This is a genomic window from Streptomyces lacaronensis (assembly GCF_047337785.1).
Lineage (GTDB): Bacteria > Actinomycetota > Actinomycetes > Streptomycetales > Streptomycetaceae > Streptomyces > Streptomyces lycopersici.
In genome coordinates, this window is the sequence record NZ_JBLHDK010000003.1 from 420,130 (window position 1) to 432,380 (window position 12,251).

The window sequence follows — 12,251 nt, forward strand, 5'->3', positions numbered from 1 at the left end:
CCACCCACCCCGAAAGGGAGACGATGGCACCGATGTCCGCGCCCGCTCCGTACGACCTCACGATCGACTTCGGCGGCGACCTGTTCCCGGTCTCCGGGAGCAGCCCGCGCCTGTCGTGGAAACCCGCCGAGGGCATGCCGGCCCGCGGCGCCCACGAGCTGGAGATACGCGTCGAGGACCGCCCCCCGCTGACGGCGCCCGTCGACGATCACCTCTACGCCGACTGGCCGGCCCCGCCGCTGCGCAGCGGCGAACGCGTCCGCTGGCGGGTGCGGTCCCGTACCGAGGCACAGCTCTCCCCATGGAGCGCCTGGCACGACTTCGAGGCCGGGCTGCTCGACGCGGACTGGACGGCACGCTGGATCACCCCCGCGGGCGATCCGCAGACTGCGCGCCTGGCCCCCGGCACCCGCCCCGCGCACGTCCTGCGCGCCACCTTCACCACCACCGGCGCGGTTCGCGCTCGCCTGTACTCGACCGCCCTCGGCGTGTACGAGGCGTTCGTCAACGGCGAGCGCGCGGGCACCATCGAACTCGCGCCCGGCTCGACCTCGTACGACCGCACCCTGTACGCCCAGGCCGCCGACGTCACCGCCTCCGTCCACCCCGGCACCAACACTGTCGAGATCGTGCTGTCCGACGGCTGGTACCGCGGCCAGGTCGGCGCCTTCCGTAAACCGGCCGGCTGGGGGGAACTCCTCGCCGCCCGGCTGGAGTTGCATGTGGAGCATGCCGACGGGACGCGTCAGGTCGCACGCACCGACGAGCACTGGACCTGCGCCCCGAGCCCCTTCATCCGGGCCGATCTGATGGACGGCCAGATCACCGACTTCCTCGCCCCCCGCGGGCCCGAGCGGCCCGTCCTCGTCGACGCCGTTACCGCGCCCCCGATCGACTGGTCACCGGCCCCGCCCGTGCGCCGCGTCGAGGACCGTCCCGCCGCCTCGCTCATCCGGCTGCCCGGCGGCGCCTGGATCGCCGACTTCGGCCAGAACGCCTCCGGCTGGGTCGCCCTCACCGACCTCGGCCCGACCGGAACCCGCACGGTGATCGACTACGGTGAGCACCTCGACCCTTCCACCGGCGATCTGACCACCTCTCACCTGGACATCCAGCGCCCGGGCGACCCGGTGACCGTCTTCGTCCAGCACGACGAGGCCGTCTCCTCCGGAGCCGCCGGCGAGGTCTTCGAACCCCGCCACACCGTGCACGGATTCCGGTACGCCCGCCTGGAGCGCGGCGACGCCCCGCTCGACGCGTCGAGCCTCACCATGCGCGTGGTCCACACCGACCTGCGCTCCACCGGCACCTTCGCCTGCTCCCACCCAGACCTGAACCACCTGTACGAGGTCGCCCGCTGGAGCTTCCGCGGCAACGCCGTCGACGTCCCCACCGACTGCCCCACCCGCGAACGCATCGGCTGGACCGGCGACTACCAGGTCTTCGCGCCCAGCGCCGTGCGCCTCTACGACGTGTACGGCTTCAGCCGCAAATGGCTCCGCTCGGTCCGCGACGACCAACTCGACGACGGACGCATCGCCAACTTCTCGCCTGACGGACGGCGCATCAAGCTCCGCGGCGACCGGCGCCTGGACAGGATGACGGGCTCGGCAGGCTGGGGCGACGCCATCGTGCTGGTGCCCTGGCTGCTGTACGAGACCTACGGCGACCACCGGTTGCTCGCCGAGAACTGGGACGCGATGACCCGCTGGGTCGAGTGGGCACTGACCACCGCCCGTACCGCCCGCCACCCCTCCCGCGTGGCCCGCTCTACCCAGCCCCTGCCGCACGAGGAGTTCATCTGGGACGGTTCCTTCCACTGGGGGGAGTGGGGCGAGCCGAAAGCCCGCGCCGAGGACGGTTCGCTGATCGAACCGGTGGAGGACGGCCCGGACGGCTGGATGAGCACCGACAAGGGCGAGGTGGGCACCGCCTTCCTGTACCGCTCCACCGCCACCCTCGCCCAGGTCGCCACCGTCCTGGGCCGCGAGGCCGATGCCGCCCGCTACACCCGGCTGGCCCAGCGGACCAAGGACGCCTGGTGCACTGAGTTCCTCGACGACACCGGCCGCACCACCGTCGACACCCAGGCGAGCTACGTCCGCGCCCTCGCCCTCGGACTGGCACCCGAGAGGCTGCGCGACGCCGTCGCCGGGCGCCTGGCCGAGCTGATCCGCAAGGCCGGAACACACCTGGGCACCGGCTTCCTCTCCACCCCCGACCTGCTGCCCGTCCTCGCCGACACCGGCCACCAGGACCTCGCTTACGAGGTACTTCTCCAGCGCACGTCGCCGTCCTGGCTCGGCATGCTCGACCGCGGCGCCACCACGATCTGGGAGGACTGGGACGGCATCGACGAGAACGGCGACGCGCACGACTCGCTCAACCACTACAGCAAGGGCGCCGTCATCCACTTCCTGCACACCCACACCCTCGGACTACGACAGGCCGAAGGCTCGGTGGCCTGGGAGCGGTTCGTCGTCGCGCCCTTGCCCCACGCGTCGGTCGAGTGGGCGCGCGGCACCTTCGACAGCCCGCGCGGCGTGATCGCGGTCGAATGGCGCACGGAGGACGACGAACTGCACATCACCGTTGATGTCCCGCCCACAACCAGCGCCACGGTTCTCTTTCCCGACGGCGAGAAACTGCCACTTGGGCCGGGCCGGTTCGTGTCGCGCCATCCTTTGGCTCGCGGTAGGTAGCGGGTGATTACAGCTCCAGCTCCAGCGGGAGGAGTTGCCGGCGATGTCCTGGTGCAGGACGCCGCATCCGGATACTGGGCGCCACCGCACCCCCGACCACCTCCTGGGTAACGCAAGAGCACTTCTACAACGCCCACCAACCGCACCAGGGCATCGACAACGCCCGACCGCTGCACCCACTGCCCACACCGGTCGACGACCGCGACGCGTTAACCCGCCTCGACATACGGCCGGGCCCAGGCCACCTGGGCGATCAAGGCCAGCGGCAAGGCGTCAGTGATCAAGGCGTACCCGCGGCAGGTCCCTGCCAGCGGCTGTTATTCGCGAACCTGCAGCGGCCCAAGAACGGCGGCCCGCCGGTCGGCAAGCCCGGACGACGCGTCCCGAAGCGCCCACTGGTTCCCGAACGGCCCCGCGTGATCACGGGCTGGGTGCAGCTGACGCTGTTCACCGTGTCCCGCGATTTCCGGCGGTTCGACCGGGAGCAGCACGCTGACCTGGCCATCCCCTGGCTGGTCCGGGCCCGGCAGACGGCCCGGGTGCTGGGCGAGGTCCGCGGCTGGAGCCGCTGGATCACCAGCGACGTCGGCCACATCTTCCGCAACCCCACGATCCGGATCCGTGTCCCCCGACAGACCGGCGGCATCCTCCAGTCCCTTGAACAGGCGGACATCGACAAGGCAATCGCCACCGCCACCACCCCGCTCGACGAGCTCACCCACCGTGCTGTCCTGGACTGGCTCGACCACCGCCGCGGCCGCTGGCCGAACACGGCCAACCCCCACCTGCTGATCATGCAGAAGACCGCCGTCGAGCCCGGCCCGGCCGGCAGGCTCTATCGCAGCAGTCATCGCGGTGAAACTCGCTCGCCTGGTTACCTCCTTGACGAGACCCTATGGGCATGGAGTTCCTCTGCTACCACCGCGACCGGCCCGGTTCCCTGCCGCTGCGCGACAAGCTGCTGGAAGATCATTGGTCCTACATGGACCGGTACGCGAAGGAAATGATCGCCCGGGGCCCGACCCTCGCCGACGACGGCGACACACCCACCGGCAGCGTGCACATCGTCGACCTGCCCGATCCCGCCGCTGCCCGCGTTTTCGCCTTCGACGAGCCGAACTACCAGGCCGGCGCCTACCGGGACGTGCTGCTGCGACGGTGGCGCAACACGCTGGGGCGCACCATGTGGGACTTCCCCGGCGGCCGGACCGGCGGCAACCGCTATCTGGTGCTCGGTCTCGGCACGGGGCGGCCCGCCGACCTCGCGGTGCCGCCCGACCGGGACGAGCTGATCGCCTACGGGCCGTTGCGGTCCGACGACGGCACCACCTGGCTGGGCACGGCGGTGTTGCTCCGGGCGCCGGACCCGGAAACGGCACGCGCCATCCTGACTCCGGACCGGTACGCCGACATCGAGGTGCACAACTGGCAGTTCGGCGGGCGGCCCTCATGACGGAGGACGTCCAGGCCGACGTCACCGCGGAAGTCCGTCGGATCGCTCGGCATCCCCGTGTTTCACCCGGACCCGCGGATGGATCGGCCTGACGCGTACTGGCGAACCCGTGGGTTCACGCTGAACACCTTTCAGTTTCCCCGAACCCACGGGGATCTCGGCCCTGCGGCGTGTCAGCGGGACTGCTGTGCGCTGAGCAGAGTGAGGGCGTTGCGGATGCCCTCTTCGAGGAGTTCGTCGGAGAGTCGCCGGTCGGCCAGGGCGCGGGAGAGCTGCAGCGTCCCGACCATCATGGCGTAGACGCTGAGGGTCTTCATGTGCACCGAGCGCGGATCGGCAGGCGCCAGGCGAGCGGCGATACCGTCGATGACGGCGACCACGCCGTCGGTGTACGCCTGCTTGGTCTCGTCCGCGCAGCGCCCGATCTCATCGAGGAGTGCGGCGGAGGGGCAGCCGTCGTCGGGACTGTCGCGGTGCTGGGGCGACAGATACCACCGTACGATCTGCTCGAGTCCGGCGACCCCGGGGGCCGCCTGCTCGATGACGTTCGCGTACTGCGTGCGCAACTGGTCCGCGACCGCGGTGGCCACGAGATCGTCCTTGGACGCGAAGTGGGCGTAGAAGGCGCCGTTGGTCAGTCCGGCGTCGGCCATCAGCGTCGAGATGCCCGAGCCGTCGATACCGTCCTGCTTGAACCGGCGGCCGGCGGTCTCGATGATCCGCTGCCTCGTCGCCTGCTTGTGCTCTTTCCCGTAACGCGCCACGCGCTCGCTCCTTTGTGCGCCGGAAGGGTCACCTGCCCTCCGCCGGCTTCGCCATCATATTGGATTGCGAACGTACTCCAATGGTATGCGAACGGCGTCTTGGAGCACCGCCACGCCTTCTCTGCGGCCAGCTCGATTCAGTCATTGTCGGGCGCCATCGAGATCACGACCTTTCCGGCCGTGGTACGCCCCTGCTCGACATACGCCATCGCCTCGAGCGTCCGGTCGAAGGGGAAAGTTCGGTCGATGACCGGGCGGAGCCGTCCGTTGTCGTACAGGGCGCCGAGTTCACGGAGCTGGGCGCCGCCGGCCTGCATGAAGAAGAACTGATAGCGCACACCCAGGACCTTGGCCCGCTTGCGCACCCTGCGGCTGAGCGCGGACATGACCACGCCCATGAACGACGGGGCGTCGAGTTGCCTGGCGAACCCGGCGTCCGGCGGGCCGACGACACCGATGGCCAGGCCGCCCGGCTTCAGCACGGTCAGCGACTTCTCGAGGTTCGCCCCGCCAAGGGAGTCCAGCACCAGGTCGTAGCCGGACAGCAGCTGCGAGAAGTCCTCCTTGGTGTAGTCGACGACGATGTCGGCGCCGAGGCTCCTGACCAACTTCTCGGTGCGGGAGTTCGTGGTCGTCGCCACCGTGGCACCGAGGTGCTTGGCGAGCTGGATGACCGTCGATCCGAGGCCACCGGCACCGGCGTGGATGAGCACCTTCTGACCCGGCATCACGTGGGCGCGGTCGACGAGGATCTGCCAGGCGGCCAAGCCCACCAGCGGCACCGCGGCCGCCTCGCGGAGGGTGAGTGACTCCGGCTTGGGCGAGACGTCGTCCTGGTCGATCGCGATGAACTCGGCGAAGCCTCCGATCCGCAGGTCGCGGGGACGTGCGTAGACCTCGTCGCCGACTGTCAAGTCGCGCACGGCCGACCCGACCTGCGTCACGATGCCGGCGACATCGTGGCCGAGCACGAACGGAAGCTTGTACTTCAGGAGTCGTTTGAACTCCCCGTTGCGGACCATTTTGTCCAGTGGGTTGATGCTGGTGGCGCTCACTCGGACCAGGACGTCGCCATCCCCGACGGTGGGCTCGGGAACCTCTGCGGCGCGCAGGCCGTCCTTGCCGTACTTCTCGACGACGAATGCCTTCATGTCGGCCATCCCTTTGCGTGATCTTCTCGGTTGCCTTATCGGCGGACGATGCGCATGTCCGGGCAGCTTCCACGTCAGCTGCCGAGGTGCCGACGAAGCCACTGACCCATCTGCTCGATCGCCCGGTCCACCTCGGGCACGCGCCCCGCGCCGAGGATGAACGAGTGCTGGCCCTCGGGCAGCGGGCGGACCTCGGAGAGGGTCTTGAAGTCGGCGAGTCGGCGGCCGAAGTCGGCGCCCTCGCCGGCAAGCACCTCGTACTCGCCGTAGTGGAGGGCCGTGGGCGGCAGGCCGGTCAGGTCGGCGTTCACGAGGCTGATGTCGGGGTCGGTGAAGTCCACGCCGGGGTCCTGCAGCCAGGCTGCTCGGAACTGCTCGAGGATGTCCCGGCTGAGCATCTTGTCGAGTTCCTCGTTCTCGTCCACCTTCGGGTTGCTGATGGTGAGGTCGGTCCACGGCGAGATGCTGATGATCGCCCCGGGGGCTGGCTCGCCCTTGGCGAGCAGGCGCAGCGGCAGCGCGACCGCGAGGGTGCCTCCGATGGAGTGACCGGTGCTGCCTATGTTCCGCGGCTCGTAGCCCTGCGCGAGCAGCCAGCGGTAGGCGGTCTCGGCGTCGTCGATCTGCGCCGGGTGGGGGTGCTCGGGCGCCAGGCGGAAGCCCACGACGAGTGAGCGGGCTCCGGCCGCCTTGGCGATGTGGCCGGCGGCCTTGCGGTCCGAAGAGATCGAGGCGGCGACCGATCCGCCGAAATGGAAGTGGAGCAGCGCCTTGTCAGGGTCGGCGCCCTCAGGGATGGCCCACAGGGCGGGGACGCCGCCCGCGTCCACGTCGGCGTAGGTGACGCCTTCCGGCTCGGTCGATGCCGAAGCATGTGTGTCGACGATGTCGCGGACGACGGCCAGATCGAGGCCCGGTGTCGACGCCTTCGCGCGCACGCTTTCGAGGAACTGCGCGAACCGCTGTGCTTCCGTGCTGATTCCCACGGTGATGCTCCTTGCCAGGTCAGAGCCGAACGCGCCTCTCGCGCGCACTGCAGGTCGATGGGCCGGGTGCGACGTCAGCCGGGCATCCGGTTGAATCTGCGGATCTGCTTGTCGAAGATCCCGGCGGGGACGAGACGTCGCGCGGTGGCGATGCGCGAGGCCAGCGGTCCGGCGGTGTAGCGCAGCTTCGGCTTCGGGGCGGTGGCTGCCGTGACGATCACCTTGGCGACGACGGCGGGGTCGTCGCCGGTCTTCATCGCCGCGGCGACCACTTCGTCGAAGACACGCCGCCGCTCCGTATACAGCGGCAGCGGGGTGTCGGGCTGCGCGGCATTGGCATCGAAGGCGGTCCGGGTGTAGCCGGGCTCGACGAGCAGGACGCGGACGCCGTGCTCGCGGACCTCGTGGTCCAGGGACTCGGAGTAGCCCTCGATGGCGTGCTTCGCGGCGACGTAGAGGGCCATGTAGGGCTGCGGGATGACGCCGAGGACGGACGAGAGGTTGACGATGCGTCCACGGCCCTGGGCGCGCATGTGGGGCAGGACGGCCTTCGTCATGCGGACGAGACCGAAGAAGTTGAGGTTGAAGAGGCTCTGGGCCTGGGCGACGGAGTTCTCCTCGGCGGCGCCGGCCGAACCCAGACCGGCGTTGTTGACGAGGACGTCGATCCGGCCGAACCGTTCGATCACTTCCTGGACGGCGGCGGTGACGGATTCGTCACTGGTCACGTCGAGGTCCAGGAAGGTCACACCGGCGGGCGGGGTGAGTCCCGAGGTGCTCCGTCCGGTTCCGATCACCTCGAACCCGGCTGTGACGAAGGCGCGAGCGGTTGTGTTACCGATCCCCGATGACGCCCCCGTCACGAGTGCTACCGGTCGATGTATCGCCATCACAGACTCCCTGCATAATTGAATTACGATCGTTTAGCTTACGATCGTAATCGTACTGCGGGACGGGGGCCGATGGCAAGGAGCGGCTCCGGCGACCGCCGGGAACCTGCCGTTTGGTGCGGGAGGGGAAAGGGGGTGACGAGGGCGGCAAGCCACCGATACAAGCAGCAGCGGCGCCCGCCGACAGCCGTGCCCCGCGAGGTGTTCCTCGGCAGCCACCTCTACCGGCAGAACCGCGACCCGCTGTGGGAGCCGGTCTCCCGCGGCGACCCCGGCGAGGAGGACTGGCTGCACCTGGCGTACGCCGACAAGACCCTGGCGACCCAGATCGACGGACTGGGCGCCGCCGCTGCCACCACGCCGCGGACGGGCCGGCCCACATCCTCGGGGGAGAAGTCGGCGTTCGACTCGTGCGTGAGCCGAGCGAGGTAGGTGTCCAGGGGTTGCACGCGTCCTGGGAGGGCTTCGTGGAGGTCGCGCGCACCCGCCTGACGAGGGGGTTCACCTGCTTCAATACGCCCGCCAGGCAGTTCCCAGGACTGGCGGAACCGATCGAAGACCATGAGGACCCGGTCGGCGTGCCAGACGGCAACCAACGCCGCCGACAACGGCGCATCATCCGGTGGGGCTCCTTCCGCCCCGAGCCCGAAGGAGATCAAGGCGTTACCGCACTCGTCGGCTGGAGCCGCGACGGGGGTGAGGGAGTTTCGGAACACGGCTCCCGCTGATAGCCCGGCGCGGCACCGAGCACGGTTCCGGACTCGGCACCCAACGCTGGGTCGTGGAGCGCGCGTTCGCCCACCCGCACTGGTTCCGCCGCCTGCGGATCCGCTGGGAGATCCGCGACGACATCCATGAAGCCTTCCTCACCCTCGCATGCGCGCTCATCTGCTGGAGGCGCTCGAAGTCATCGCAATAGGAGTTCTTGGAACTTCAACAAAGTGACAGACCGGTCACCCGGCTGACCCGAGCGAGGCCAAGAATCAGGCTCCGGCGATGGTCCGGCCCGGCATTGGCTCCGCGAGCGCGGCCCGCCAGGCCGGCGCGCCGAACGGGTCGGCGAAGTACTGCGTCTCGTGCACCACGTGCTGGTCAGCGAGTTCCATGATGCTCACCGAGTACGAAGGCACACCGTCGTAGGTGATGACGCATTCGCTCACCCACAGATTCGCATGGCCGGTGATCCGCTGGACGGTGAAGTGTCGGTCGGCCGGGTGCCCGCCGCGTTGCGCCGAGATCGCCGCTCGGCCCCGGAACCGCTCACCTGACTGCGGATAGTCCAGGATCGCGTCCGTGGCGTAGATGGCGTGCTCGGCTTCGGTGTTCCCGCGTTCCGAGGCCTGCCAATGCTCCTCGATCGCGGCCCTGGTACGGGAGTCAGCATCCATGGCACCGCCTTTCCGTAGCGGTGACAGCCTAGGCACTCCGGGCCACAGCCGGCCCGGGCCAGGCGGACCTGGGCTGCCACGTCCCCCCTTTGGCCGGATCGGAGGGCGGCAACCGTCCACCCTGGCATGGCGTCGAGTGACCGCCACCCGGCTCACCCCATCTTCGGACCGCACGAGCCGACCGCGGTCGGAAGAACCGGCGCCCAGGTCAGCCGGGTCCGAGTCCGGTGCGCGCCGCGCCAGCAGCCACGACCGCTGGAACTCATCCATCAGCTGCCCTTCCTCTTGTAGGGGAGCGGCCCGCCACCGAGGCATTCCCAGTGGCGAGCCGAGGGTAACGGCGCGACGCCGAAGCGGATCGCGAGCGGCGCGGCGGCGACCTCTTCCGCTGTCTCCGCCTGCCTCCCCCGGCTCTGGGTCGACGGTCTTCTCTGCTCGGGGCCGGCTCGCCGACCGCGATCGGCAGCGACCCGCGCCCCTCGCGCGGAATATCCCACGCGTCGGGGCCCGTCACCGGGGCGGCGAGGCGCGATTCGGGCTCCTCGCCAGGCAGGAGGATCGGTTCCTCCCGCGTGGCTGGGTCACGGCGTCACTGAACTCCGGCGCGGCGGGCTGACATCACCCGTCCGGACGCCAGTCGATGTGTCCCCGGCCGGTGAGCGCCGCGGTGGCGTCGGCGATGCCGAGTGGCAGTGGCATCGGGTAGCGGGCGCGGATCCTGGCCAGTTCCCGGTGCGAGCGGACCAAGCCGGCGAAGTCGCGGGGGTACGCGGCGGCGTCCACACCGGTCAGCACGCCGATCTTGCGGGCACGGGCCGCCGTACGCCGCCAGTCCTCCGCGCCGGCCAGGCCGATGGAGTCGGTGCCGTGGTTGAAGAGCAGCACGCGGATCTCGTCGTACGGCTCGGTGGTGTCCAGATACGCGTCGAGGCCGGCGCGGGACGCCTGGGTGCCGAAGACCGTCCAGTACGGCACGGAGCCGGTTCGCAGTGCTTGCCAGGGGTCGAGCAGGAGGAAGGACTCCACCAGGAGCCGGCCGGTGGGCAGGCCGCGCTCGGCGTACCAGGAGCGGTGGAGGTCGGCGACGGCGGGGCTGAGCCGCTGCGGCGTGTCGAAGCGCAGCAGGCCCAGGCGGAGCCGGTGCCGTCCGGCGAAGGCGGAGACGTCGTCGAGGAGCGCCGGCTGGAGGCCCCACTCCGCCTCGGGGCTCTCGCCGTCGGCGGTGGGCGGGTCCCAGCAGCGCGTGGCGGAGCCGTAGCGGGCCAGCAGGTCGGCGACGCGCGGGCCGCCGGACCTGTACTCGTCGGGTGCGGCGTCCCCCAGGGCGCCGAACTGGAACACATAGCGATCGTCCACGTGGGTGGTGGGCCAGCGTAGTGTGCAGTCGACGGCGATGACCGTTCCGCTGGGGGCCAGGTGGTCGCGGATGAAGCGGCGGTAGGCCACCGGCAGCCGGTGCCATTTGACGCGGAAGTACGTCATCCCGGCGATCATGAGCCGGTCCTGATTGGGATCGTGCATGTGGTGCAGGAGCACATCCGGGTTGGCGGCGAGCAGGGCCCGGCCCGCGTCGTGGACGGCGGCCAGATCGCCGCGCGGATCGTCGGGCCCGACGCCGCGGCGGCGCACCGGGAGCAGCAGGGTTTGCGGCAGCCATGCCGCGTCCAGGGCGGCGGCCAGATGGACCAGTGCCCCGTTGGCGGAACCGATGAAGATCACGGGGTAGCGGCGCCGGGGGTAGTGGGACGTCGCCCATGCGGCCAGGGCCTCGGACCGGACGGCGCCGACCCTGCGCAGGGGCAGGGCCTCGGCCCAGCCGCTCGCGGCGTAGGCCCGCTCCCGCGCCGGCGTCGGCAGCCGGTTGAGGGCGCCCAGCAAACCGGACAGCGGCACCTCGAAGGCGGTGGGGAACTGGCCGATGGCCGGGACGTCACGCCCGGCGAGGAAACGCGACAGGGCGCGCAGCATCCCGGTGGCCGAGTCGAACACGGCGACCGCCCGGGACGCCTTCACCTCCGCCCCGGACACCCTCACCTCGCCGTCCTTCCACGGACCTCGGCGAGGAACTCGCCGACGACCCCGGACAGCTCATCCGGCCTCCGGTAGGGCACCATGTGGCCGGCGTCCGGCACCACGGCCAGCCGGCCCGCCGGCAGCAGCCGGGTCACTTCCTCGGCCCACTCCTGGGGAACCAGCCGGTCATCGGCTCCCCGGACCACCAGGGCCGGCATGACGACATGGGGCAGCTTGTCCTCGATGCGGTCGCGCAGCGCCTCGCCGAAGGTACTGAACACGCGGCGCAGGCCCGCGTCGCGGTAGTCGGCCAGGTTGAGCGCCGCCATCGAGGCCCGTTCGTGGGGCGAGTTGCGCAGCCAGCGCAGCAGCTGCCGGGTGAAGCCCCGTGCGGCGGGGTCCACCGTCGGCCCGACCAGGACCAGCCCGGCCACCCGGCCCGGATGGCGGACCGCGGTGTCCACGGCCACCTGGCAGCCGAAGGAGCCGCCCAGCAGCACCACGTGCTCCAGGCCCACAGCGCTCAGCCACCCCGCGAGCGCGTCGGCCAGCGCCCGCAGCCCCAGCGGATGCGCGGGCCCGGTGCTCGCGCCGAACCCGGGAAGGTCGAGGGCCCACACGTCATGGCGGCGGCCGAACACGTCGAGGAACGGCCGGAACTCCCGGCTGGAGACACCGGCACCATGGACGCACACCACCGACGGTCCCCGCCCGGTGCGCCACCAAGCCACCACCGGCCAGTCGCCCGCCGTCGCCACGATCCGTCGCATGGTCCATCTCTACCGGGATTCCGCACCCGCCGCGTCGGTGAAGCGGCGCCCGCGGCACCGGCGCACGGCACATGCCAGGACGACGGCCCAGCCGGCTCAAGGCTCGGGCCGGCCGTGAGCCGGGGCCGGACGCG

At 70.6% G+C, this 12,251-nt stretch carries 11 protein-coding genes and 2 pseudogenes; 5 read left to right on the plus strand and 8 right to left on the minus strand.

Annotation, left to right across the window (positions count from 1 at the left end; genetic code table 11):
• The first annotated feature begins 32 nt into the window (after positions 1 to 32).
• The 3 genes from ACMTAK_RS02820 to ACMTAK_RS02830 all read left to right on the plus strand — a co-directional run bounded on the left by ACMTAK_RS02820 (position 33) and on the right by ACMTAK_RS02830 (position 4,155).
• Complete coding sequence (locus ACMTAK_RS02820; RefSeq protein ID WP_413804656.1) at positions 33 to 2,702, plus strand: family 78 glycoside hydrolase catalytic domain; 2,670 nt, start codon at positions 33 to 35, stop codon at positions 2,700 to 2,702.
• A gap of 431 nt (positions 2,703 to 3,133) precedes the next feature.
• Complete coding sequence (locus ACMTAK_RS02825) at positions 3,134 to 3,709, plus strand: hypothetical protein (protein ID WP_413804657.1); 576 nt, start codon at positions 3,134 to 3,136, stop codon at positions 3,707 to 3,709.
• Positions 3,604 to 4,155: a YciI family protein gene (locus ACMTAK_RS02830; protein WP_413804658.1), complete on the plus strand. Its 552-nt coding sequence runs from the start codon at positions 3,604 to 3,606 to the stop codon at positions 4,153 to 4,155. Before ACMTAK_RS02825 ends, ACMTAK_RS02830 begins: the two co-directional genes overlap by 106 nt.
• A gap of 173 nt (positions 4,156 to 4,328) precedes the next feature.
• Here ACMTAK_RS02830 and ACMTAK_RS02835 read toward each other — a convergent pair whose 3' ends face one another.
• The 4 genes from ACMTAK_RS02835 to ACMTAK_RS02850 form a co-directional block, all read right to left on the minus strand.
• The gene (locus ACMTAK_RS02835) at positions 4,329 to 4,919 is read right to left on the minus strand and encodes a TetR/AcrR family transcriptional regulator (protein ID WP_413804659.1); all 591 of its coding nucleotides are present in this window, start codon (positions 4,917 to 4,919) and stop codon (positions 4,329 to 4,331) included.
• A 137-nt stretch (positions 4,920 to 5,056) separates the two neighbouring features.
• On the minus strand, positions 5,057 to 6,070 hold the full coding sequence (locus tag ACMTAK_RS02840) for an NADP-dependent oxidoreductase (RefSeq protein ID WP_413804660.1): 1,014 nt from the start codon (positions 6,068 to 6,070) through the stop codon (positions 5,057 to 5,059).
• A 74-nt stretch (positions 6,071 to 6,144) separates the two neighbouring features.
• Positions 6,145 to 7,056 (minus strand): alpha/beta hydrolase, encoded by a 912-nt coding sequence (locus tag ACMTAK_RS02845; protein ID WP_413804661.1) that lies wholly within the window; start codon positions 7,054 to 7,056, stop codon positions 6,145 to 6,147.
• Between the two features lie 74 nt (positions 7,057 to 7,130).
• On the minus strand, positions 7,131 to 7,946 hold the full coding sequence (locus ACMTAK_RS02850) for an oxidoreductase (RefSeq protein ID WP_413804662.1): 816 nt from the start codon (positions 7,944 to 7,946) through the stop codon (positions 7,131 to 7,133).
• A 135-nt stretch (positions 7,947 to 8,081) separates the two neighbouring features.
• Between ACMTAK_RS02850 and ACMTAK_RS02855 the strand changes: the two genes are divergently transcribed.
• The gene (locus ACMTAK_RS02855) at positions 8,082 to 8,378 is read left to right on the plus strand and encodes a hypothetical protein (protein ID WP_413813268.1); all 297 of its coding nucleotides are present in this window, start codon (positions 8,082 to 8,084) and stop codon (positions 8,376 to 8,378) included.
• A gap of 35 nt (positions 8,379 to 8,413) precedes the next feature.
• Here the strand turns inward: ACMTAK_RS02855 and ACMTAK_RS02860 are convergent.
• Positions 8,414 to 8,662 (minus strand): annotated as a pseudogene (locus ACMTAK_RS02860) (NUDIX hydrolase); the annotation flags it as partial.
• Positions 8,663 to 8,667: 5 nt separating this feature from the next.
• On the opposite strand from ACMTAK_RS02860, the pseudogene ACMTAK_RS02865 reads away from it, so the two are divergent.
• A pseudogene (locus tag ACMTAK_RS02865) lies at positions 8,668 to 8,865 on the plus strand (transposase); the annotation flags it as partial.
• Between the two features lie 64 nt (positions 8,866 to 8,929).
• On the opposite strand, the gene ACMTAK_RS02870 reads toward ACMTAK_RS02865, so the two are convergent.
• The 3 genes from ACMTAK_RS02870 to ACMTAK_RS02880 form a co-directional block, all read right to left on the minus strand.
• Positions 8,930 to 9,334 (minus strand): nuclear transport factor 2 family protein, encoded by a 405-nt coding sequence (locus ACMTAK_RS02870; RefSeq protein WP_413804663.1) that lies wholly within the window; start codon positions 9,332 to 9,334, stop codon positions 8,930 to 8,932.
• Between the two features lie 618 nt (positions 9,335 to 9,952).
• Entirely contained in the window at positions 9,953 to 11,368 is a 1,416-nt protein-coding gene (locus ACMTAK_RS02875; protein ID WP_413804664.1) for a hypothetical protein, read from the minus strand.
• Positions 11,365 to 12,117, minus strand: a complete 753-nt coding sequence (locus ACMTAK_RS02880; RefSeq protein ID WP_413804665.1) for an alpha/beta fold hydrolase — start codon at positions 12,115 to 12,117, stop codon at positions 11,365 to 11,367. The genes ACMTAK_RS02875 and ACMTAK_RS02880 overlap by 4 nt, the downstream gene beginning before the upstream one ends.
• Positions 12,118 to 12,251 lie beyond the last annotated feature (134 nt).

Coding starts and splice junctions, on each gene's coding strand:
- ACMTAK_RS02820 (WP_413804656.1), top strand. CDS start 33: ATGTCCGCGCCCGCTCCGTACGACCTCACGATCGACTTCGGCGGCGAC.
- ACMTAK_RS02830 (WP_413804658.1), top strand. CDS start 3,604: ATGGAGTTCCTCTGCTACCACCGCGACCGGCCCGGTTCCCTGCCGCTG.
- ACMTAK_RS02840 (WP_413804660.1), bottom strand. CDS start 6,070: ATGAAGGCATTCGTCGTCGAGAAGTACGGCAAGGACGGCCTGCGCGCC.
- ACMTAK_RS02850 (WP_413804662.1), bottom strand. CDS start 7,946: ATGGCGATACATCGACCGGTAGCACTCGTGACGGGGGCGTCATCGGGG.
- ACMTAK_RS02870 (WP_413804663.1), bottom strand. CDS start 9,334: ATGGATGCTGACTCCCGTACCAGGGCCGCGATCGAGGAGCATTGGCAG.
- ACMTAK_RS02880 (WP_413804665.1), bottom strand. CDS start 12,117: ATGCGACGGATCGTGGCGACGGCGGGCGACTGGCCGGTGGTGGCTTGG.